The organism is Frondihabitans sp. OV104, from assembly GCF_057787745.1.
The window spans coordinates 3077692-3100118 of record NZ_CM173541.1 but is presented as its reverse complement, the minus strand read 5'-3'; the positions used below and the strand labels follow the sequence as shown (position 1 = coordinate 3100118).

Below are 22427 nucleotides of genomic sequence, written 5' to 3'. Positions count from 1 at the left end.
TTCTCGCCCTGGGGCGCTATGCCTCAGCGGCTATTCGAGATCGCGTCTACCGGAGGACGGCGACTGCCTTCTGCCGGATGTCGGCGGACGACGATCCGACGCTCACGGTGACCTTGCCGGTGGGCGTGGCCCAGACGTCCTTCGACGAGTTCCAGTAGGCGAACGCTCGCGCGCTGAGCTTCACGGTGACGGTCTTGGACTGTCCCGCACGCAGAGTGACCTTGGTGAAGCCGGCCAGTTTCTGCGGTGATGTCGCGACCCTCTTCGAGGGCAGGGTGCCGACGTACATCTGCGCGGTCTCGGTGCCGGATCGGGCGCCGGTGTTCGTCACTCGGACCGTCGCTGTGACCGATGCGGGTGCACCGCGGGTGACGGTCTTCGTGGAGGCCTTGACCGCGAACTTGCTGTAGCTGAACTTCGTGTAGCTGAGACCGGAGCCGAACGCGAACTGCGGGGAGATCTTGGCAGCGCGGTAGGCCTGGTAGCCGATGTTGACTCCATCGACCGTCGCCGTGCGGTCGATGCCGGGGAACGATGACGGTGCCGAGGTTGGCGTTGACACGTCGTTCTTGGCGAACGTGACCGGCAGCTTGCCCGACGGGTTGACGTCGCCGAACAGGACGCGAGCTATTGCGGTGCCCTGCTCCTGTCCGCCGTACCAGGCCTCGAGGACCGACGGAACAGAACCGAGCCACGGCATGTTCACCGATCCGCTCGTCGTCAGGACCACGACGGTGCGGGGGTTCGCCTTCGTCACGGCTGAGATGAGAGCGTCCTGCTCGTTCGCCAGAGTCAGGGTCTTCTTGTCGCGACCCTCGCCGACGTAGTCGCGAGCGAAGACGACCGCGACGGACGCCTTCTTGGCGGCGGCGACGGCGTCGGCGACTGCCGGAACCACGATCTGAGCCGGGTGAGTCCAGGTCATGACGAGGTCGGCGGAGCTCTCCTGGTCGGGGTCGGAGGCGTTGTTGCTGTACTCGACGCGGAGGTCATGCGACTCGCCCTTGACCAGGCGCAGGGTGGCTCCCGTGTCGGTGCGGACCGCGTGCGGGTTGGACCCGTCGATGATCTGCTGTCCGTCGAGGTACAGGCTCGAACTGCCGAAACCGGTCAGCGACAGGGTGTATGCGCCGTCGGCCGGTGCGGTGATGGTTCCCGACCAGCGTGCCGAGAGCGGACCGCCGAAGTTGTAGCCCGGAACGGCGGGGACCGAGGATCCGTACAGCCCGGGAATGGCGAGGAAGCCGGCGCTGAGCGCGACCTGCTTGTCGGTGCGGGTGACATCCGGGGTGCCCGACCGGTCCTGGTTGAACCAGTACTCGGCGGTGAGGCCGGTGGTCGTCGGATCGGACGACGTCGCCATCACGGACGACGGAACGGCGGCGCCGCTCAGGGAGTGAGCCGGGCCCACCGGGTCGGTTCCCGGCGTGAACGAGACGGCCGCGGAGGACCCGAGACGCTTCTTGATGCCGGCGAGAGGGGTCACCGACGCGGTCGGCTTCACGACCGAGCTGCCGCCGCCGGTGGCGAGGGCGTCGGCGTCGGCGCCGATCACGGCAACCGACTTCGTCTTCGCAGGATCGAGGGGCAGGACGGCTGCACGGGACGCAGCACCTGTCGCCGCGCTGTTCTTCAGGAGAACGGCGGACTTCTCGGCGATGTTCGCGGCCGCGGCGCGGTCGGCGCTCACGGTCAGCGGGCTGGTGCCGATGGGGCGGTCGAAAGCGCCCATGGCGAACATCGTGCGAAGGACTCGGTGCACCTTGTCATCGACGGTGGCACGCGACACCTGGCCGTTGTTCACGGCGTCGATGAGGGGCTGCCCGAAGTAGCCGGCGGCGGGGAACTCGACGTCGAGGCCGGAGTTCGCGGCGGCGACGGTGCTGTGAGCGGCGCCGTAGTCCGTCTGGATGAAGCCTTTGAAGCCGTAGCTCTTCTTGAGGATGTCGAAGACCTCGGAGTTCTCGCAGGCGTAGACCGTGTTGACCTTGTTGAAGGAGCACATGGCCGAGCCGACGCCGGCCTTGATCGAAGCCTCGATCGGTGCGAGGTACGTCTCGCGGAGCGCACGCTCGCTGACGGTGACGTTGCCGCCGTTGAGACGACTGGTCTCCTCGTTGTAGACGGCGGGGTGCTTGATGGTCGCGACCACGTCGTGAGACTGCACGGCCTTGATCTCCGGCCCGAGCAGCGCGGAGGCGAGGGCCGGGTCTTCGCCGAGGGCCTCGAACTGGCGTCCCCAGCGAGGATCCCGGACGAGGTCGCCGGTCGGTCCGAGGAGGCCGTTCTGGCCGGTTGCACGGACCTCCTTGCCGAGGACGTCGCCGTACTGGCTCGCCATGGCGGTGTCCCAGGTCGCGCCGAGTGCGATCGGCGCCGGAAGCGCCGTCGCCTTTCCGTCGTTCGTAGCCGAGTTCGTCACGCGGACGCCCGAGCCCGCATCGGTGAGGAGCAGGGCGGGGATGCCGAGGCGCGCGAGAGGAGCGATGTAGAAGGCAGTCTCACCGCTGAAGTCGCCGTGCAGCCTCGACACCTTCTCCTCGAGAGTCATCTGGCCCATGAGGAGGTCTGCCCGCTTGTCGGCGGAGAGCTTGCGGTTCATCCAGGTGCCGTCGACCGGAGCCACCTCGGTGATGCGGCCCGAGCCGTCGCGGATGGCCTCCTCGGCCTTCTCGGCATTGGCGGCTCGACCCGGGGCGACATGCCCGGGGGTGTGGGCAGGAGCGGCCTGCACGGCGGCAGCGCCTCCGAAGGTGCCGATGAGCACCAGCGCGCAGGTTGTCGCGGTGGCCGCCAGAAGCGACCTCCGCCTTTTTTCGTTAGCCAAGGAAGAGGCCTTTCGGGAAGTTCTTATGTCGCCCGGGAATGTGCGACACCGCGGCCGTAGCCGGTGGGGCCTCAGTGCCGGTGATCGATCAGCGGCAAGAGTCAGAGGCCCGATCGCGGGAGAACGCGATCACCCCCGTTCGGGGCACGGCAAAGTTATCAAGTCTCTATGAATTTATCAACCAGACGGTTGATGAAGCCACGCTTGAGACTGTGAGCCTGTGACGACGAGTGAACCGGCTCAGGCGGACGGCGCCCAGCCGAGCTCGGGGCCGAGGTGCTCTGCGAGATCGGTCAGGATCTGCGCGTAGTCGTCGGGCTCGAGCGCGAAGGGCAGTGCGAACGCGACCTCGTCGACGGCCTGGTAGGCGGGGTCGGCGTGCAGCGTGTCGGCGATCTCGGCAGAGGTGCCGACGAGGTCTGCCGCGAACAGCAGCTTGCCGGGGCCCTGGGGAACACCGACGCGGCCGGCCCGCGATTCGGCGTAAGTCGCGTAGCGGGCGCGCTGCTCCGGCGTCGCCGAGTCGGTGGGCACGACGACGAGACCCTGCGAGACGCGGGCAGCCGCGCCTTTCGGGTGGGCGTCACGGTACGCGTCGATCTGGGCGCGCTGGTTGACGGCGAAGTCCGTGCCGTGCTCGGCGCGGGTCACGCTCGAGGCGAGCAGGTGGAAGCCGTTCTCGCCCGCCCACACGGCCGAGCGGGTGCTGCCGACGCCGCACCAGAGGCGGTCGACGAGGCCGGGGGAGTGGGGCTGCACGATGCCGCTGAACTCCTCGATGCCGCGTCGGCCGGCCTCGCTGACGGCGTCGCCCCGCACCAGGTTGCGCAGGCGGATCAGGCGGTCGTAGCCGAGGTCCTCCTGCTCAGCGGTGTCGGGGTAGATCGCGTCGCGGTAGAGGTCGAAGTTCATCGGGGTTCCCGCCGAGAAGCCGGGGTTGAGGCGCCCACCCAGCAGCACATCGACGGTGCCCAGGTCTTCGGCGAGCCGGAACGGGTTCTCCGCTCCGATCGGAGTGACTGCCGTGCCGAGCTCGATGCGGCTCGTCCGCTGAGACGCCGCCGCCATGATCGCGACCGGCGACGAGATGCCGGGCTGCAGGTGCCGGTGGCGGAGCCAGGCGCTGTCGAGGCCGAGCTGCTCGCCGCGCTCGATCACGCGCAGCGTGTCCTCGTGGCCGCCGGCCGGGGCCGCGGGGTCGAACGAGCCGATCGTGAGAAAGCCGAGACGCTGGAGCGGGGAACCGTGGACGGGCATGCGACAAGTCTCGCAGGGCGCGCAGTGGGTTAGTCTCGGCCTGCTCCCGGCTGCGCCACCGCCCCGTCCACCGACCAGGCTGCGCCGGGGGTCGACGGAAGGAACCGCAATGAGCATGGAGTCCGCGGCCTGGAGCTCGCTCTACAAGATCTCGTCCGCCCGAGACGGCAAGCACGGCATCTCGCGTGCGTCCGTGCGTCGGATCCTGACGTTCTCGGTGCCCTACCGGGCCAAGCTGATCGTCTTCGTCCTCCTCTCCGTCGTCGGAGCGTTTCTCGCGGTCGCGACGCCGGTGCTGGCTGGCAGGGTCGTCGACGTCATCGTGGCCGACGGCGCGATCGCCACGATCGCCTGGCTCGCGATCGGCATCGCCGCGGTGGCCGTGGCCGACGCCGGCGTGTCGCTCGTGACGCGCTGGTACTCGGCGCGCATCGGCGAGGGCGTCATCCTCGACCTCCGCACTGCGGTCTTCAACCACGTGCAGAAGATGCCGATCGCGTTCTTCACGCGCACACGGACGGGCGCCCTCGTGAGCCGCCTCAACAACGACGTGATCGGGGCGCAGCAGGCCTTCAGCGGCACGCTGTCCGGCGTGGTCACGAACTCCGTGGCGCTGATCCTCACCCTGATCGTCATGCTCAGCACGTCGTGGCTCGTGACGGTCCTCGCCGTCGTCATGCTGCCCATCTTCCTGGTGCCCGCGCGCCGGATGGGCAGTCGTCTCGCGGCGCTGCGTCGCGAGGCCGCCGACCACAACGCCGCCATGAGCACGCAGATGACCGAGCGCTTCTCGGCGCCGGGCGCCACCCTCGTCAAGCTGTTCGGCCGGCCCGACGAGGAGGCCGAGGAGTTCCGCGTGCGCGCCGCCCGCGTGCGCGACATCGGGGTGCGCGCCGCGATGCTGCAGTTCGTCTTCGTGACCGCCCTGACGCTCGTCTCCGCTCTCGCTCTCGCGCTCGTATACGGCCTCGGCGGCTTCCTCGCACTCGGCGGCCAGCTGAACACCGGCGACGTGGTCACTCTGGCGCTCCTCCTCACCCGCCTCTACGTTCCGCTGACCGGCCTCGCGAGCGCCCGAGTCGAGATCATGAGCGCGGTGGTCAGCTTCGAGCGGGTCTTCGAGGTGCTCGACCTCGAACCGCTCATCCAGGAGAAGCCCGACGCCGCCGCCTTGCCCGAAGGCCCGGTCTCCGTCGAGTTCGACCACGTCCGCTTCGCCTATCCGTCAGCGGACAAGGTGTCGCTCGCCTCCCTGGAGGAGGTCTCCACTCTCGACACCCGCGGCGGCGACGAGGTGCTGCACGGCGTGTCCTTCCGGATCGAGCCGGGGCAGACGGTCGCCCTCGTCGGGACGTCCGGCGCCGGCAAGTCGACGATCGCGCAGCTTCTCTCGCGCCTCTACGACGTCGACAGCGGTGCGGTGCGCCTGTCGGGAACGGATGTCCGCGACGTCACGTTCGCGTCCATGCGGCACACCCTGGGCATGGTGACGCAGGACGGCCACCTGTTCCACGAGACCATCCTCTCGAACCTCCGCTTGGCGCGTCCGGACGCGACCGACGACGAGGTGTGGGACGCCGTGCGCCGCGCACGGCTCGAGCCGCTCATCCGCTCGCTGCCCGACCAGCTCGACACCATGGTGGGGGAGCGCGGCTACCGGCTCTCCGGGGGCGAGCGTCAGCGGATGACGATCGCGAGACTCCTGCTCGCCCAGCCGCGGGTCGTCATCCTCGACGAGGCGACGGCGGCCCTGGACTCGACGTCGGAGGCCGCCGTGCAGGCGGCCCTCAGCGAGGCGCTCGAAGGGCGCACCGCCATGGTGATCGCACACCGCCTCTCCACGATCCGGAGCGCGGACATGATCCTCGTGGTGGAGGACGGCTCGATCGTGGAGCGCGGCACGCACGAAGAGCTGCTGGCCGCGGGCGGTCGGTACGAGGAGCTCCACCGGACCCAGTTCGCGGTGCAGAAGAACGGCGCGGCGGACGAGGAGGCACTGAGCCCGAGCTAGCGCCACCCGCGCTCGCCGGATGCGCACCCCTGTCAGCCTTCGCGGCTCCGCGGGGCGCACGATGGAAGGGTGTTCATCCCCACCCGATCCGCCGGCCTCGACGCGCTCGACAAGTTCGTCCCCCGCGCGGGCTCCGACTACGCCCGCGACCGCAACCACGACCTCGGAGTGTCGAGGGACAACGTCTCGGAGCTGTCGCCCTACGTGCGCCATCGCCTGGTGACCGAGCACGAGGTCGTCGCCGCCGTCCTCGACCGGCACAGCCTCCGCGGCGCCGAGAAGTTCGTGCAGGAGGTGTTCTGGCGCACCTACTGGAAGGGCTGGCTGGAGCAGAACCCCGAGGTGTGGCGTCGCTACCGCCGCGACGTGGGCGAGTTCGCGATCGGCGATCTCCCGCAGGCCTACCTCGACGCCGTGGCCGGGCGGACCGGCATCGACGCGATGGACGCCTGGGTACACGAGCTCATCGACACCGGCTACCTGCACAACCACACGCGGATGTGGTTCGCCAGCATCTGGATCTTCACCCTCGGCCTGCCCTGGCAGCTCGGCGCCGACTTCTTCTACCGGCACCTGCTCGACGGGGATGCGGCGTCGAACACGCTGTCGTGGCGGTGGGTCGCCGGTCTCCAGACCACGGGCAAGACCTACCTCGCGTCGGCCTCCAACATCGCGAAGTACACGGAGGGGCGCTTCTCGCCTGCCGGACTCGCCGGCGAGGCCCGGGCGCTCGCCGAAGACCCCCTCCCGCCCCGGGTGGCGATCGACCCGGACGACGTCGTGGGACAGCTCGGCGATCGCGTCGGCCTGCTGCTGCACGAGGAGGACCTCGAGGCCGGCAGCCTGCTCGCCGAGCAGCCCGGGCTCGCCGACCGGCTGGTGGCGACCGCCGCCGTCGCCGACTCGGGTGAGCGATCTCCGTTCGAGGCGTCGGAGGCCGTGGCGGCGTTCACGGCGACGGCGCTCGACGACGCCGCAGCCCGCACACTCGATGCCGGCGGCCGCCCGGCGCAGCTCCTGGCCGACACGCGGCCCTCCACCGTCCTGCGCTGGGCGGAGTCCGAGCAGCTCGACACCGTGGTCGTCCCGACGGCACCGATGGGCCCCGTCCACGAGAGGCTCGAGAAGCTGCGTCCCGTCCTCGCCTCCGAAGGGGTCGCCCTCGTCAGCGTCCGCCGTCGGTGGGACAGCCTGGCGTGGCCGCACGCGTCGCGCGGGTTCTTCCCGTTCAGGGAGCAGATCCCGAGGCTGGTGCGCCAGCTCGGCGTCGCGCCCTCGGAGTGACCGGAGGGGCGCGGCGCAGAGGCCGAGCGGGAGAGGTCGAGCACTGCCTGTCACACAGGACAGCGATGTATCGTCAAGATTCGGCTTACGTCCTGAAGGGACACCCTGTTATGAGCTCGTCGTCCTCACCCGGTTTCGATCTGCGGGGCGCCGTCGACGGTCTCCGTCAGGCATTCGGCTCTCCCTCGACGACGGTCGGGAGCCCGGAAGCCGCCGACGGCGGCGACATCCGCGCAGCGATCCTGCTCGAACTCAGCGACGAGCCGATGCACGGCTACCAGATCATCCGAGCCGTCGAAACCCGCTCGGACGGAGCGTGGAAGCCGACCCCCGGAGCCGTCTACCCGGCCCTGCAGGTGCTGGTCGACGAGGGCCTGATCTCGGCTGCGCAGGTCGGAGAGCGCAAGATCTACGCTCTGACCGATGCGGGGCGCCGCGCCGCGGCCGAATCCGTCGCATCCGCCCGCTCTGAGCCGACGAGCGAGCCGCAGCAGCCGGCGGGGCAGGGTCTGCACGGAGCTCTCGCCCTGACGAAGTCGGGTGCGCGACTGGCCCAGGTGATGACCCAGGTCGCGCAGACCGGTGATCCCGGCCAGTCCGAGCGGGCGATCGCCGTCGTCGACGAGGCGCGCCGCAAGCTCTACGCGATCCTCGCCGAGGAGTAGGGCATGTCGCAAGCCAGCGGCACGCCCTCCGCGCCGCAGACCAGTCGCGCCTCGCGGGCGCGCTACCGCCGGATCGTGCGGTTCGCGTGGATCTTCCTGGCGCAGGCCTGGTGGTACGAGCTCTTCCTCCCGCGCATCGGCCTCCGCCGATTCTCCGCTCGCGGCCGAACCGCCCGGCTGCAGTTCCTCGCCCGACGGTTCCGGGTGCTCGCGATCGACCTCGGCGGTCTGATGATCAAGGTCGGGCAGTTCCTCTCGGCGCGACTCGACATCCTTCCGCCGGAGGTCACGAGCGAACTCGAGGGATTGCAAGACGAAGTGGCCGCAGAGCCCTTCGACAGGATCCGCGAGCAGACCGTCGCCGAGCTGGGCATGCCGCTCGAGTCGGCCTACGCCTTCTTCGACCCGACGCCCATCGCCGCGGCATCCCTCGGCCAGGCGCACCGGGCGCGCCTGTCGCCCGCGCTCGCCGCCGACCTGGGTTTCGCAGACGTCATCGTCAAGATCCAGCGACCCGGAATCGACGAGATCGTCGCCGTCGATCTTGCAGCGCTGCGCCGCATCGGCCGCTGGCTCTCGCACGTGAGCCTCGTGTCGAAGCGCGCCGACGCACCCGCGCTCGTCGAGGAGTTCGCGGCGACGAGCCTCGAAGAGATCAACTACCTGCACGAGGCCGGCAACGCCGAGCGCTTCACCCGGGATTTCGCCGCCGACCCCCTGGTCGAGGCGCCGGTGGTGGTGTGGGAGCGCAGCTCGCTCCGGGCTCTGACGCTCTCGGACGTCACCGCGATCAAGATCACGGACGTCGAGGGTCTCGAGAGGGCGGGCATCGATCCTGCGGTCGTGGCCAACGAGCTGGCTCGCGTCACGTTCCAGCAGATCTTCGTCTCCGGGTTCTTCCACGCCGACCCCCACCCGGGCAACATCTTCGTCACCCCGGTCGTCGACGGATCCGACACCGGCGACGGGGTGAAGTGGCACTTGAGCTACGTCGACTTCGGCATGATGGGCGAGATCTCCGACCCGCTCCGCGCCGGACTCCGCAACTTCATCCTCGCCGCCGTCGGACGCGACAGCCGGGCGCTGGTCGCCTCGCTGGGCGAGCTCGGCGTGCTGCTGTCGACGGCCGACACCGATGAGCTGGAACGCGCCATGTCGGCGCTGTTCGACCGTTTCGGCGGCCTGGGGATCGCCGAGCTCCAGACCATCGACCCGCGCGAGCTGGAGGCCTTCGGCCGGCAGTTCGGCGAGACCATCCGCGGCCTCCCCTTCCAGCTGCCCGAGAGCTTCCTCCTCCTGATCCGCACCATCTCGCTGGTGTCGGGAGTGACGAGCGCCCTCGATCGCGACTTCAACATGTGGGATGCCGTCGACCCCTTCGCGCGCACCATCCTGAGCTCCAACGGCCGGGACGCCCTGCGCGACCTTCCTCAGCAGGCGCTGGCCTACGGCGCCACGGTCGCCCGGCTTCCGCGGAGGATGGACGAGCTCGCCACCCGCCTCGAGCGCGGCCAGCTCGCCGTCCGGACTCCCGAGATCGACCGGCGCCTCGGGGCCGTCGAGCGCTCTGTCAGCCGGCTCGGGTCGGCGATCGTCTTCGCGGCACTTCTCGTGGGCGGCGTCTTCCTGCGGTCAACGGACGAGGTGCTGGGCTCGATCCTCATGGCGGCGGCCGCGGTGCCCCTGCTGCATCTCGTCGTCACATTGCGGAGACGATAGCTCACGGTCTCGAACACGGCACGCGATCCGTCCCCGCGCCAGGACCTCGATCCCCGGCGCTGGCGGGCCCTGTTCGTCATGCTCATGGGGCAGTTCGCGGCGCTCCTCGACGTGAGCGTCACGAACGTGGCGCTCCCGTCGATCGGACGCTCGACGGGCGCCGGCGCAGCGGAGCTCCAGTGGATCGTCAGCGGGTACATCCTCGCGTTCGGCCTCATGCCCGTCATCGGAGGGCGACTCGGAGACACTCGGGGGAGGCGCAGGATCTTCATCATCGGCGTCTCGGGCTTCGTGCTCGCGAGCGCCGCCGTCGGCCTCGCCCCCGTGCCGATCGTTCTCATCGCGGCCCGGGTGGTCCAGGGGCTCTTCGGCGGCATCATCGGGCCGCAGGTGTCCGGCTACATCCAGAACGCGTTCCCGAAGTCCGAGCGCGGCCGGGCGTTCGGCGGTCTCGGGCTCACGGTCGGCGTGGGCACGGCCCTCGGTCCCGTGCTCGGCGGGCTCCTCATCGCTCTCGGCGGCCCGGACTTCGGCTGGCGTCTCGTGTTCTTCATCAACGTGCCGATCGGCATCGTCGCGGTGATCCTCGCGCGTCGGTGGGTGCCGAAGCTCGAGCCGAGCAAAGACGCGTCGGGCCGACTCGACATCGCCGGCGCGGTCCTCCTCGGCGCAGCGCTCTTCTGCGTGCTGTTTCCGATCGTCGAGGTCAACGAGCTGCACAGCGGATGGGTGCTCGTCTTCTTCGCGCCCGCGGCGGGCTTCCTCGCCCTCTTCGTCCGCCGCGAGTCGCGGCTCACGCACGAGTCGGCGTCACCGCTGCTCAACCTCAAGCTCTTCAGCGTTCCGACCTTCGTGACCGGTGTCGCCTTCGCGGTGGTGTTCTTCTGCAGCAACACCGGCATTCCGCTCATCCTGTCGCTCTACTACCAGAACGGCCTCGGATTCACGGCCCTGCAATCCGGCCTCGGCGTATCGGCCCTGGCGCTCGGCTCCGTCCTCGGGGCTCCCGTCGCCGGCCGGCTCGTCCCTCGCATCGGACGGCCCCTGGTCGTGGGCGCGGTGTCGGTGTTCTTCGCCGGCACGATCGTGATCGGCGTCGTCGTCCAGAGCCGGCCCGACCTGACCGACCCGGCCACGGTGATCCTGCGCCTCGCTCTGCCCCTGTTCGTGCTCGGGATCGCCGGCGGCGCCATCGTCACGCCGAACCAGACGCTCAGCCTCATGGACGTCGATCCGCGCATGGGCGGTGCTGCGGGCGGCGTGCTGCAGACCGCGCAGAGGATCGGGTCGGCCACCGGGCAGACCATCCTCGGCACGGTCTTCGTCGCCCTGCTCGGCTCGGCCGTCGTCTCGCGCACCGAGGGCGTGCCGGCACCCCACGTCGCAACCTTCGCCGACGCGCTCGGCCTCGCCCTGATCGTCTCGCTGATCTTCTCGGGGGCGGCGCTCACGCTGGGTCTGGTCGACCTGCGGCGCACGAGGCAGCGCGCCTGAGCGGCGGGCCGGCCGTCGTGACCGGCCTGTCGTCGCCCTGGTCGGTCAGCGCACGACCCGCGGCAGCTCGAGCCACAGGTCGATCTGGTCGTCGTCGTCGTCGAGACCGAGCGCCGCGGCCACCGGGTCGACCGACATGGCAGCGACGGTGATGGCGGTGGGGGAGTCGATCGGCGCCGTGCGGATGATGATCCGGTCGGAGGTCAAGCCGGTGATCGCGCCGGCCAGCTGGGCGAGCAGGCGATCGAGATCGACGGGGTCGACGCCGTCGAGGCCGCCGTCGTCGTTGACCTGGACGACCGCACCGCGTCGTCGGTGGAGCATGACCTGCTCCCGGATCGTGCGAGTGAGGAGCTGCCGCCCGCGGATCTCGTCGCGGATGGTCTGCTCGAGCAGCCGGCATTCCGCACGGTCTGCCGCGGTCAGCCGGCCTCGCTGCTCGGTGATGGTCCGGAGCATGGGCGCGGCGACCAGCGCGGTGTTGCCGAGGCGGACCCGGTGCTCGGAGTGGAAGGCATCCTGGGCGGCACGCCAGGTCGCTGCCTGACGCTCGGATTCGGCGTGCCGGGAGATCTCGGTGCCGGTCACGCCGATCGCCCAGGCCGAGGCGGTGACGACGGCGATCATCAGGATCGTGGCGAGGATGCCGAAGCGCAGGAGGCCCCAGGGTCCGGCCCAGATGATCGTCTCCACGACGAGACCGGCGAGGACCAGCCAGGCGAGTCGCTGCCGGCGATGCAGCAGCAGCTGCACCACCAGGCAGACCACGGCGCTGACGTACCAGGCGCCATTCGAGAACGAGTCCGTGTCGGGGTCGAGGGCGGCACTGCCGAGAACGGGAAGCGCCAGCCCCACGATCGCGATGAAGCCCGCCCGGCGGAGGGACGGAACGGCGGCCGGCGGTATGCCGAGGCAGGCCACGACAGCGGCCGTGAAGAGCGCCAGCCCCGCCGCCGTCGAGGTCGTCTCCGGCCTCGAGACGAGGACGACGAGAGCGAAGACGACCGCGAAGAGCGCGAAGCTCAGCGTCAGGCCGAGCGTCAGCCAGCGGGGGACATTGATCACGGCCGTGCCCGGTCTTCCTGTTCGACGAGGAGCTCCGTGCCGACGATGGCGACGGACCCCCAGCTGAGGACGATGCGGGTACCGGTCTCTGCAGCGGTATCGATATCGACCCGTCCCTCCAGCGCGCGGAGCGCGCGGGACGACTCGCTGCCGCCCCCGCTGCCCCGCTGTCCGAGTACCTCGGGGTCGAAGCCGCACCCGTCGTCCTCGATCACGATGCGGATGCCGTCCGACCCGAGCTGGTGGGCTCGAACGGTTCGACGGGTGGCTCCCTCGGCGTGCTGGACGCTGTTCGCCAGCGACTGCGCGAGCATGTCGACGAGGGCCCGGGCGACGTTCTCGGGGAGCATCACGACCTCCACCGCGGCGAGGTCGTGGTCGAAGCGGCTCAGCCAGGCGCCGAGCTGGTCGCGGTGGTCGGTGACGATCTGTCCGAAGGGCACGGCGTCTTCGCTGCGGCCGACGGCATTGACATGCAGGAGCACGCGCAGGGAGTTCGCCGCCATCCGCGAGGCGAGTTCTTCTGCGTCGTCGTCGTCGGCCGAGGCAGCCGAGAGGAACGTCGTCAGCACGGCGTCGTGCAGCAGCGCGTCCGTCCGCTTGCGCTCCTGCTCGGTCGCTTCCTCGAGCTGCGCGGCGGCGAAGCTGTCGACCGAGCACTGCTGCGCCAGCGCGGCGGCCACGACGCGGTGCCGGACGGTTCCGAGGAGGAGGACCAGCACGAGCGCGAGCCCCGTCATGAAGAGGCTGTCGACGGCGACGTCGGGCGCAGCCACGTCGCCGCGGAGCCGCAGGGCGACGCTGGCCACGGCGCTGACGGCGGTCGCGATCACGATCGGCACGAAGAGGGTCCGCGATCCCCGCGCGAGATAGGCGGCGCCGACCGGCCACACGGCGATCAGCCAGGGCATCGGATTCACCGGGACCGGCGGCGTCACCGTGTGCGCCCACAGCAGGAGGGCGACTCCGTAGACCGCCGCCCCGACGAGGAAGACGCGCGCGGCGTGCGCGGGAGCGACGAGAGGACCGACACCGGCGGCGACGCCGATGCACACCATCACGATGATGGCGACTCCGAGCGGGTTCGACAGGGAGGGGAGTCCGGCGACCAGCGAGTCGGCGGTCTGCAGCGCGTAGAGGATCCCGAAGCCGCCGACGATGAGGTCGAAGAGCCGGTCGAAGCGACGCATTCCGGCGCTGACGATCCGGCCCGAATCCGCGACGCCGGCCCGCGGCCATCGCGAGATGACGGAGGTGGAGAGCACGCCGATTCGTCTGCGGAGCTCAGGGCCCGTCACGTTCAAGGCGAGCCTCCCGGTCAAGTTGGTTAACCGTAAAGGTCGCGTCTCGTCGCCGCACGAACCCCTTTTGGGGCGTCGTGCCCCCAGTTCGCGGCGCGCGGGCGCTAGCGCTTCGCCGTGCGCGCCGCCGACGTGGCCGAGGCGTCCGTGTAGCCGGTCGCGGTCGCGTGAACGGCGACCTGGAGCTTGTGCCCGACGTCGCCTGACGTGACCTTGTACGTCTTCGTGGTCGCGCCCGCGAGCGGCTTGCCGTCGCGGTACCAGCGGTACGCCGTCGTGGCGGTCGTCGGGGTGAGGTGCGGCAGCGCCGTCAGGGTGGTCCCCGCCTTCATCGTCCCGGAGATGACCGGAGCCAGGGTGATGGTCCCGGTCGCGACGGTGTCGGACGCCGCGCTCTCCAGGGTCGTCGTCTCATACCCCTGCCCCGAGCCCTCCATCGAGACCGTGACGGTCGCGCCGCGGTCGGCCCCGGTCAGCACGTACGAGCTGCCGGTCGCGCCGTCGATCGGGGAGGTGCCCGTCGCTCCGTGGCGGAACCAGCGGTAGACGAGCGTCGCGGTCGGAGTCCAGGCGCCGGCCTCGGAGGTGAGGCGGTGCCCCACGGTGGCCGTGCCGGACAGGGTCGGGGTCGTTCCTGCGACCGCTCCCGTCGGGGCCGCGTCGCGGTCGAAGTACCAGGTGTACCGGTGCTTGCCGTCGCCCCCGCCGTAGAACAGCTTGCCGTCGAACTCGGTGAAGTCGTAGAACCACATGCCCGGGTGAGACATCGTGGTGATCTGGGTGACCGTCGATCCGTCGTACTGGTAGAGGTAGGTCTCTTCGTCGAGGTAGTCGGCCGTGAAGTAGAGGTCTCCGTCGTAGACGCCCACCGTCGGGATCCAGTACGTGTAGTCGAAGTTCGCGGCCAGCTCGACCGAGGTCGCCTTCACGATGCTCGTGCCGGTGAACTTGTAGATGCCGGTGCTGGTGCTGGTGGCGCCGCCGAAGTACACGGCGCCCTTCCAGACGGTGCCGGCGATGGCCCACGGCGACGAGACGACGCGGGTGATCGCCTTCGCGTCGACCCGGTAGATGGCCGCGTTCCAGCCGCTGCCGCCGATCCAGAGGTAGCGCGTGCTGCCGAGCGCGATGAAGCCGAGGATGTGCTTCGTCGTCGACGCGGTCCCGCCCGCCAGCTTCGAGCCGTCGTAGGTGTAAGCAGTCGTCTTCGCCTTGGTGTCGACGAGCAACGACAGGCGCGTGCCCGCGACCGACAGGTTCGTGAAGCCCTTGAACGACTTTACCGCCATGTAGTCGTCGCCGCTCTTGTGCCACAGCGTCGACGTGCCGAGGCCGGAGGATGCGGCCTTCCACGTCATGAAGTAGAGGTCGCCGCCGAACCCGACGGGCTGATAGACCGAGCCGGTCAGGGTGACCGGGAGGCGCTCCCAGCCCTGATCGGTCCACTGCTCGAGCACGTTCCTGTCTTGCGAGGCGATGTACCCGTAGCCGTAGAGGGTGTCTCCCGCGACCGACCCGTCGCCCGCGACAGCCTGGTCGCGATTGCTCGGGGTGTTGATCGTGACGGGGTCGACCTGGTCGCCCGGGTGCGTGCCGACCACTGTCGACGGGGTGAGCAGGCGCGAGCTCGCTCCGGGTGCTGCCGATCGGGCCGAGCGAGAGTGCGGTGCCGCCTGGCCGACGGTGCCGAGCGGGCTGGGCATCGCCGCGGTCGACGTGACGGGCGCGGCAGGTGCCGCCGTGACTGCCATCGCGGGAACGACGCCGGCCAGCACGAGGCCGGTGGCGGTCGCCGCGACGAGAGTGAGAGTGAGCGCGCGACGGCGCGGGCGTGGTGCGGACATACGGTGTTCCCCCGGGAGCGAAAAGAGTGCAGACCCCGCAATCGGGCCGGCGTGTGCTCATCCTAGGGCCGCGCCAGGCCCCGGTCAGCCCCAGTTCAGGTGCGGTTCTCTCTGCTCCGGGGCCTGCGATACCGGGCGCAGGAACTGGCTCGCCGATCCGAGCACTCCGTCTCTACGCCCCCGCGGCCGCCGGCAGCAGCTCCGCCAGCAGAGCCTCGACGCGGCCCTTGATGTCGTCGCGGATGGGCCGGACGTCGTCGATGCCCTTTCCGGCGGGGTCGACGAGCTCCCAGTCGTCGTAGCGCTTGCCGGGGAAGATCGGGCATGCGTCGCCGCAGCCCATGGTGATGACGACATCGGACTCCCGGACCTGATCCGTCGTCAGCAGCCGGGGCACGGTGCCCGTGATGTCGATGCCCTCCTCGGCCATGGCCGCCACCGCCACCGGATTGATCCGGTCGCCCGGCTCCGAGCCGCCCGACAGGACTGCGACCCGTCCGCCGGAGAGGCTCGTCATGAACCCGGCGGCCATCTGCGACCGGCCGGCGTTGTGCACGCAGACGAACAGGACAGTCGGCTTGTCAGCCATGAGCACTCCAGACGGGGACGGACGTCGATCCACCGAGTCTGACGGGCCGCCGCCCTCGAGGCAATGCGAGCCCGTCGGCGCGATCGCTACAGAACCGGCGGGATGATCCGGTCGGCTCGATAGCGGTCGAACAGCTCGGCGAACGACCGCTCGGTCCTCGTGAAGACGAGGAACCCCGCCTCGCGGCTCTTGCCCATGTCGGTGACGACCTCCATCTCGCGGCCGAGGTCGGCGTCGGTGTGCCACCAGGAGGCGAGTCGGCTGACGTCGGGCTCGACGAGGCCGTGCTTCTGGGCGATGCGCGGCCAGACGGACTCGTGATCCTGCATCTGCTGCTCCAGGGGACGAGGCGAGTCGGCGAAACCGACGACGCGCTCGGCCGGCACGCCGAGGTGGGCGGCGAGGCGCGGCCACATCCAGCGCCACCGGAAGACGTCGCCGTTGACGATGTTGAACGCCTCGTCTGCGCCGGCGGGATCGGTGGCGGCCCACACCATCTGGTCGGCGAGGACACCCGCGTCGGTCATGTCGGTGAGGCTGTTCCACTGCGCCTCGCTGCCGGGGAAGACGAAGTCGAGACCGAGCTCGTTGACGATCGCGGCCTGGACGGCGATGGTGAGGCCCATGTTCATGGCGTTGCCGACGGCGTGGCCGATGACCGTGTGGGAGCGGTGCACCGACCAGGTGAAGCCCTGCTTCTCGGCGGCGGCGAACAGCTCGTCTTCTTGCGCGTAGTAGAAGTTCGGAGTGTCGAGACGGGGTTCGTCCTCGTGGAAGGGGGTGTCGGGCATCTCGCCCGCGGCGTAGGCCTCGAACGGCCCGAGGTAGTGCTTGAGCCCGGTCACGAGGGCGACGTGCTCGAGCGGCGCGTGGTCCAGCGCGGCGAGCAGGTCGCGGACCATCGCGCTGTTGACGGCGATGTTCTCGGCCTCGGTCTCGCGCCGCTGCCACGCGGTGAAGAAGACGTGGGTCGGCATCTCGTCGGCGAGGGCGGCCGCGAGGCTCACCGGGTCGAGGAGGTCGGCGGCTATGCCCCGGATGCCCGGCGCCGACTTCGCGCTGCGCGAGAGGGAGAGGACCTGCCAGCCGTCAGCGACGAGCTGGGAGACGAGCGCGGAGCCCGTGATCCCCGAGGCGCCGACGACGAGGGCGGTTCGTGTGGTGATTTCCGACATGTGAAGCCCAACGAGCGGCACGCGGAGGTATTCCGACGTGCCGCTCGCGCACCCGCTACGGGGTGGGCATGCCCCCGTCGACGTGGAGCGTCTCGCCGACCACGTACGACGACTCGCCGCTGGCGAGGAAGACGTACGCCGGCGCGAGCTCGGCGGGCTGACCCCAGCGGCCGAGGTAGGTCTGCTCACCGGCCTCGGGCAGGGCGTCGGAGGGCTGGCCGCCGGCGGGCTGCAGCGGGGTCCAGATCGGGCCCGGTGCGACCGCGTTCACTCGGATGCCCTTGGGTGCGAGCTGCGCCGCGAGGCCCTTGGCGAGGTTGTTGACGGTCGCCTTGGTGGCCGCGTAGTGCACCAGGTGGGGCGAGGGGGCGTAGGCCTGGATCGACGTCGTGTTGATGATCGCGGACCCCGGGGCGAGGTGCGGGACCGCCGCCTTGGTGATCCAGAACGTCGCGTAGGCGTTGGTCTTGAAGGTCTCGTCGAACTCCTCGTCGGTGAGGTCGACGATGTCCTCGACGTGCTGCTGCTTGCCGGCGTTGTTGACGACGATGTCGAGGCCGCCGAGCTCGCGCACCGTGGTCGCCACCGTCTCGCGGGCGAACTCGGCGTCCTTGAGGTCGCCGGCGATGCCGACGCCCTTCTGCCCGGCGTCGCGGATCAGCTGCAGGATCCGGTCGGCGTCCTCCTGCTCTTCGGGCAGGTACACGATCGCGACATCAGCGCCCTCGCGTGCGTAGGCGATGGCCACGGCGGCGCCGATGCCGGAGTCGCCTCCGGTGATCAGAGCCTTCCGGCCCTGCAGGCGACCCGAGCCGCGGTAGGAGTCCTCGCCGTGGTCGGCCGGGACGTTCTGGGCGAGCTCTTCGTCGGTGCCGGCGCCCGGGAGGTACTGCTCGTCGGGGGTCCGGTCGGCGTACATCTTCGTCGGGTCCTGCATCGTGTATTGGTCAGTCATCATTCCCTCTCGATTTGTCTCGGACGCTACGCTCCGCGGCTCCGGGCGAGGAGCAGGTTTGTCACCCGGTCGGCACACGGGCGCCGACGAGTGCGCGACCCTAGGGTGGGTCTGTGACGACTGATGACCGCAATCGACTCGACGTGGTCGCAGTGCGCGGCGCACGCGAGCACAACCTCCGCGACGTCGACGTCGACATCCCCCGCGATGCGCTGGTGGCCTTCACCGGCGTCTCGGGATCGGGAAAGAGCTCCCTGGCCTTCGGCACCCTGTACGCCGAGGCGCAGCGGCGCTTCTTCGAGTCCGTCGCCCCGTACGCGCGCCGTCTGATCGACCAGGTCGGCGCCCCCGATGTCGACCGCATCGACGGGTTGCCGCCTGCGGTCGCCCTCCCGCAGCAGCGGACCGGCGGCACGGCTCGGTCGACGGTCGGGAGCGCGACGACCCTGGCGAATGTGCTTCGCATGTTCTTCTCGCGGGTCGGAACCTACCCGCCCGGTGCCCCGCTGCTGCTGGCCGAGGACTTCTCGATGAACACCGTGCAGGGCGCCTGCCCGACCTGCCACGGTCTGGGCCGCGTCTACGACGTGCCCGAGGAGCTCATGGTTCCCGACGACACGCTGACGATCCGCGATCGCGCGCTCGCCGCGTGGCCCTCGGCGTGGCACGGCAAGCAGCTGCGCGACAGCCTCGTCTCTCTCGGCTACGACATCGACGTGCCGTGGCGAGACCTGCCACGCGAGCAGCGGGACTGGGCTCTGTACACGGAGGACTCCCCGCAGGTGCCGATCTACCGCGACCTCTCGCCCGCGCAGGTGCGCAAGGCGGTCGCGGCGAAGGCCCCGCACTCCTATTACGGCACGTTCCTGGGTGTGAGGAAGTACGTCCTCGACACGTTCGCGAACTCGAAGAGCGCGCGCATGCGGGAGCGGGCCGCCGAGTTCATGGTGAGCGTCGTCTGCCCGACCTGCCACGGCAGGCGGCTGAAGCCCGACGCCCTGGCCGTCACGGTCGAGGGTCACGACATCACCCAAGTGGCGGCGATGCCGCTGAACGCCATCGCCGAGCTGATGAGGCAGGTTCTGCTTCCCGACTGGTCGTCCGCGCCTCCGATCGCTCCCGAGAAGCGGCTAGCGGCCCAGCGGCTGGCCGGCGACCTGCTCGCCCGGCTCTCGCCGATCATCGACCTCGGTCTCGGCTACCTCTCGCTCGACCGCACGACGCCGACGCTGTCGTCGGGCGAGCTGCAGCGGATGCGGCTGGCGACCCAGGTGCTGTCGCGTCTGTTCGGAGTGGTGTTCGTGCTCGACGAGCCGTCAGCCGGGCTGCATCCGGCTGACACCGAGTCGCTCTCCCGGATCCTGCATGCCCTGAAGGACTCCGGCAACACCGTGTTCTTCGTCGAGCACTCCCTCGACGTGATCCGCCAGGCGGACTGGATCGTCGACATCGGCCCCGGTGCCGGGACCGCCGGCGGAGAGGTGCTCTACTCCGGCCCGCTGGAGGGGCTGCGCGAGGTGGAGGAGTCCGTCACCCGCGCGTACCTCTTCGGCGAGCCGGGGTCGGCCTCCGTCCGTGAGCGCCGATCGGGCGACGACCGGCTCGAGCTCTTCGACGTGACCCGGAACAACCTGCGAGACGTGTCGGTGAGCTTCCCGCTGGGTGCCCTCACCGCCGTCACCGGGGTGTCGGGCTCGGGCAAGTCGACGCTGGTGACCCATGCCGTCCCCGACCTGCTGAAAGGCAGCCTGGGCGCCGACGTCGACGAGGAGTCCCTCGACGCCGACGAGCCGGCAGGGGCCGCGCAGGATCCCCTCCTCGCCTCGGTCCCGGACGTCACCTCAGGGCGCGCGGTCGGCCCCGAGGGACGCCTGCGCCGCGTCGTCCAGGTGAGCCAGAAGCCCATCGGCCGGACGCCGCGGTCGAACGTCGCGACGTACACGGGGCTCTTCGACCGCATCCGGGCCCGCTTCGCGGCCACGCCCGAGGCCCGTCGCCGCCGGTACGCCGCCAGCCGCTTCTCGTTCAACCTGCCGGCCGGGCGATGCCCCGTCTGCAAGGGCGAAGGCACGATGGAGGTCGAGCTGCTCTTCCTGCCGACCGTCCACGCGCTGTGCAGCGCCTGCGGCGGCACGCGCTACAACCCGGAGACGCTCGAGATCGAGCTCGACGGCAGCACCATCGCCGACGTGCTCGCCATGAGCGTCAGCCGCGCCAAGGAGTTCTTCGGCGCCGACGCCGAGGTGGCACGCCACGTCGACGCCCTCCTCGACGTCGGCCTCGGCTACGTGTCGCTGGGGCAGTCGGCGACGGAGCTCTCGGGCGGGGAGGCCCAGCGGGTCAAGCTCGCGACCGAGCTGCGCCGAGGACAGCGCGGCGACACCCTCTACCTTCTCGACGAGCCCACGTCGGGCCTGCACCCCGCCGACTCCGACCGGCTGATCGGGCACCTGCACGACCTCGTCGACGGCGGCAACACGGTCATCATCGTCGAGCACGACATGCGAATCGTCGCCCAGGCCGACTGGGTGATCGACCTCGGCCCGGACGCCGGTGACGCGGGCGGCCGGGTGATGGCTCAGGGAACGCCCGAGCAGGTGGCCGACCACCCGTCCAGCCGGACCGCGCCGTTCCTGCGCGCCGCTCTCGGCTTGTGACGGCTGAACCGCTGGGCTGCTGGACCGCCCGGCCGCCCGACCGCTCGCGGAGCGTAGCCTGACGCACATGAGCGCTGGGCGTGGAGTCGCGGCCGGGCCGGTGGGCGGGCGACGGTGGGCGGGCGTGCTGCTCGCCGTGGAGGCGGTCGCCCTGCTGGTCGTGGTGGCGGGGGGCCGGGATCCTGCGCTCCGCCCGGTGACCGCGGCGTTCGGGGGAGACTCCCGGCACCTGATCGCGCACGTCGACGTCGGGGTGGCGCTCGGGGTCGTGGTCGCCCTGCTGGCGGTCGGGCGCCTCGTGCCACGGCGCCTCGGCCCGTGGATCGATCCTCTTCTGACGTGGCCGATCGTCGTCTTCGTGGTCGCACTGCTCAACGGCGTCGAAGACGTCGGCGCACTCGTCGGCATCTACGCGCTGGCATCGGGCGGGGTGCTCTTCGGGATGGTCCAGGGTCGAGGCCCGCGCCACACCCTCGGCTTCGGCTCAGCCGTCGGGATCGTTCCGTGGGGGATCGTCGCGTTCCAGCAGGTCGGGGCGATGATCGTCGACAGCCCCGTCGGAGGCGGCGTCGTGCTCGTCACGCTCGTGGCGCTCGCTGTCGCTGTCGCGGAGTTCGCGGCGGTGTGGCGCGGAGCCGGCGCGGCCGCCCTCTGGTTGCGCGTCGTGGGTCTGTCGGTGGTCGCCTGGGTGGTCGTCCTCAGCTGAGGACGACCACCTGCGAGGCCGTCAGCCCTGCGGCGGCGTGTAGAACTGCAGGTCGTTGCCCTCGGAGTCCTTGAACGGGACGATGCGACCCCACTCGTGGTCGCTGATCTCGCCCTGGATGTCCGCGCCCCGAGACGCGATCTCGGCCAGCTCGTCTTCGATGGTCCCGTCGGGCTGGAAGGTGATGACTGCTCCGCCCGAGGACGAGACGCTGGCGTCCTCGCGTCCGTTCAGGCCGATCATGAGCCCTCCGGCGTCGAGCTCCGACCAGTCGTCGCTCTCGCTCTTGACGTCGAGTCCGAGAGTGTCGCGATAGAAGGCGACCGCCCTCTTCATGTCGGTGACCGGAACCCAGACTGTTGCTACTCCGTGTGCCATTTGCATCTCTCTGTCGTGGCCGAGAAGCACCTCGGCGATGTGCTGGGCCTGCGCCCGGGTGTGAGGTGAGGCGGGGTCAGACCCGGCCCGCACCCTCCGTGTCGTCTGTCGTGTCGCGGGCTTCGTCTTTCGAGTCCTCGACGTTCTTGCGGGCCTCGCCCATGTGCTGGTCTTTCTTGCCCTGGGCGGTCAGCTCGGCGTCGTCGGTCTTCTTGCCGACGAACTCCTCGGCGTGACCGGCTGCCTTCTGGGTCAGATCCTTTGCCTTGTCTCCAAGCGACATCATGATTCCTCTGCTCGACACCTAGGTCGAGGGAGATCCCTCGACTTCGGCTGACGCTAGGCCGTTCTCGCTGGGGGTACATCCAGGTCGCTCGGGCTCCAGCATCGACGTCTCGAAGCGGCTCGAGGAGGTAACCGGCACGGCGCCGGGGGAGTAGTGGCGCGTCGTCGTATTCCGGGGGTACACGCCCGCGCATCGACTGACAGTGTCGGGCGTG

The 22427-nt window shown here is 70.2% G+C and carries 17 protein-coding genes; 7 read left to right on the top strand and 10 right to left on the bottom strand.

The window, feature by feature from the left end:
• Positions 1 to 46: 46 nt before the first annotated feature.
• Together AC3CBB_RS14555 and AC3CBB_RS14550 are read right to left on the bottom strand one after the other, a co-directional pair.
• Positions 47 to 2827 (bottom strand): glycoside hydrolase family 3 protein, encoded by a 2781-nt coding sequence (locus tag AC3CBB_RS14555; protein WP_488625153.1) that lies wholly within the window; start codon positions 2825 to 2827, stop codon positions 47 to 49.
• Positions 2828 to 3067: 240 nt separating this feature from the next.
• On the bottom strand, positions 3068 to 4084 hold the full coding sequence (locus tag AC3CBB_RS14550; RefSeq protein WP_488625152.1) for an LLM class flavin-dependent oxidoreductase: 1017 nt from the start codon (positions 4082 to 4084) through the stop codon (positions 3068 to 3070).
• Positions 4085 to 4193: 109 nt separating this feature from the next.
• Between AC3CBB_RS14550 and AC3CBB_RS14545 the strand changes: the two genes are divergently transcribed.
• From AC3CBB_RS14545 to AC3CBB_RS14525, 5 genes are all read left to right on the top strand, one after another.
• On the top strand, positions 4194 to 6095 hold the full coding sequence (locus AC3CBB_RS14545) for an ABC transporter ATP-binding protein (protein ID WP_488625151.1): 1902 nt from the start codon (positions 4194 to 4196) through the stop codon (positions 6093 to 6095).
• Between the two features lie 69 nt (positions 6096 to 6164).
• On the top strand, positions 6165 to 7379 hold the full coding sequence (locus tag AC3CBB_RS14540; protein WP_488625150.1) for an FAD-binding domain-containing protein: 1215 nt from the start codon (positions 6165 to 6167) through the stop codon (positions 7377 to 7379).
• Positions 7380 to 7489: 110 nt separating this feature from the next.
• A complete protein-coding gene (locus tag AC3CBB_RS14535) occupies positions 7490 to 8044 on the top strand; it encodes a PadR family transcriptional regulator (protein WP_488625149.1) in 555 nt (184 codons plus the stop codon).
• A gap of 3 nt (positions 8045 to 8047) precedes the next feature.
• Positions 8048 to 9763, top strand: a complete 1716-nt coding sequence (locus AC3CBB_RS14530; protein WP_488625148.1) for an ABC1 kinase family protein — start codon at positions 8048 to 8050, stop codon at positions 9761 to 9763.
• Positions 9764 to 9841: 78 nt separating this feature from the next.
• A complete protein-coding gene (locus tag AC3CBB_RS14525) occupies positions 9842 to 11257 on the top strand; it encodes an MFS transporter (protein ID WP_488625147.1) in 1416 nt (471 codons plus the stop codon).
• 45 nt (positions 11258 to 11302) lie between these two features.
• Here AC3CBB_RS14525 and AC3CBB_RS14520 read toward each other — a convergent pair whose 3' ends face one another.
• From AC3CBB_RS14520 to AC3CBB_RS14495, 6 genes are all read right to left on the bottom strand, one after another.
• Positions 11303 to 12322 carry a hypothetical protein gene (locus tag AC3CBB_RS14520; RefSeq protein WP_488625146.1) on the bottom strand — a complete coding sequence of 340 codons (1020 nt, stop codon included), beginning with the start codon at positions 12320 to 12322 and terminating at the stop codon, positions 11303 to 11305.
• On the bottom strand, positions 12319 to 13587 hold the full coding sequence (locus AC3CBB_RS14515; RefSeq protein WP_488625145.1) for an ATP-binding protein: 1269 nt from the start codon (positions 13585 to 13587) through the stop codon (positions 12319 to 12321). Before AC3CBB_RS14515 ends, AC3CBB_RS14520 begins: the two co-directional genes overlap by 4 nt.
• Positions 13588 to 13727: 140 nt before the next feature.
• Positions 13728 to 15467, bottom strand: a complete 1740-nt coding sequence (locus tag AC3CBB_RS14510) for a hypothetical protein (protein ID WP_488625144.1) — start codon at positions 15465 to 15467, stop codon at positions 13728 to 13730.
• A gap of 172 nt (positions 15468 to 15639) precedes the next feature.
• Positions 15640 to 16056: an arsenate reductase ArsC gene (locus tag AC3CBB_RS14505; protein WP_488625143.1), complete on the bottom strand. Its 417-nt coding sequence runs from the start codon at positions 16054 to 16056 to the stop codon at positions 15640 to 15642.
• Between the two features lie 86 nt (positions 16057 to 16142).
• Positions 16143 to 17231, bottom strand: a complete 1089-nt coding sequence (locus AC3CBB_RS14500) for an SDR family oxidoreductase (RefSeq protein ID WP_488625142.1) — start codon at positions 17229 to 17231, stop codon at positions 16143 to 16145.
• Between the two features lie 55 nt (positions 17232 to 17286).
• Positions 17287 to 18189: an SDR family oxidoreductase gene (locus AC3CBB_RS14495; RefSeq protein WP_123506602.1), complete on the bottom strand. Its 903-nt coding sequence runs from the start codon at positions 18187 to 18189 to the stop codon at positions 17287 to 17289.
• A gap of 110 nt (positions 18190 to 18299) precedes the next feature.
• On the opposite strand from AC3CBB_RS14495, the gene AC3CBB_RS14490 reads away from it, so the two are divergent.
• Both AC3CBB_RS14490 and AC3CBB_RS14485 read left to right on the top strand, forming a co-directional pair.
• On the top strand, positions 18300 to 20843 hold the full coding sequence (locus tag AC3CBB_RS14490) for an excinuclease ABC subunit UvrA (RefSeq protein WP_488625141.1): 2544 nt from the start codon (positions 18300 to 18302) through the stop codon (positions 20841 to 20843).
• Between the two features lie 67 nt (positions 20844 to 20910).
• Positions 20911 to 21549: a hypothetical protein gene (locus AC3CBB_RS14485; RefSeq protein ID WP_488625140.1), complete on the top strand. Its 639-nt coding sequence runs from the start codon at positions 20911 to 20913 to the stop codon at positions 21547 to 21549.
• Positions 21550 to 21570: 21 nt separating this feature from the next.
• Here the strand turns inward: AC3CBB_RS14485 and AC3CBB_RS14480 are convergent, their stop codons facing one another.
• Positions 21571 to 21927 (bottom strand): VOC family protein, encoded by a 357-nt coding sequence (locus AC3CBB_RS14480; RefSeq protein ID WP_123507090.1) that lies wholly within the window; start codon positions 21925 to 21927, stop codon positions 21571 to 21573.
• A 76-nt stretch (positions 21928 to 22003) separates the two neighbouring features.
• The gene (locus AC3CBB_RS14475) at positions 22004 to 22213 is read right to left on the bottom strand and encodes a CsbD family protein (RefSeq protein WP_148061198.1); all 210 of its coding nucleotides are present in this window, start codon (positions 22211 to 22213) and stop codon (positions 22004 to 22006) included.
• Positions 22214 to 22427: the final 214 nt, after the last annotated feature.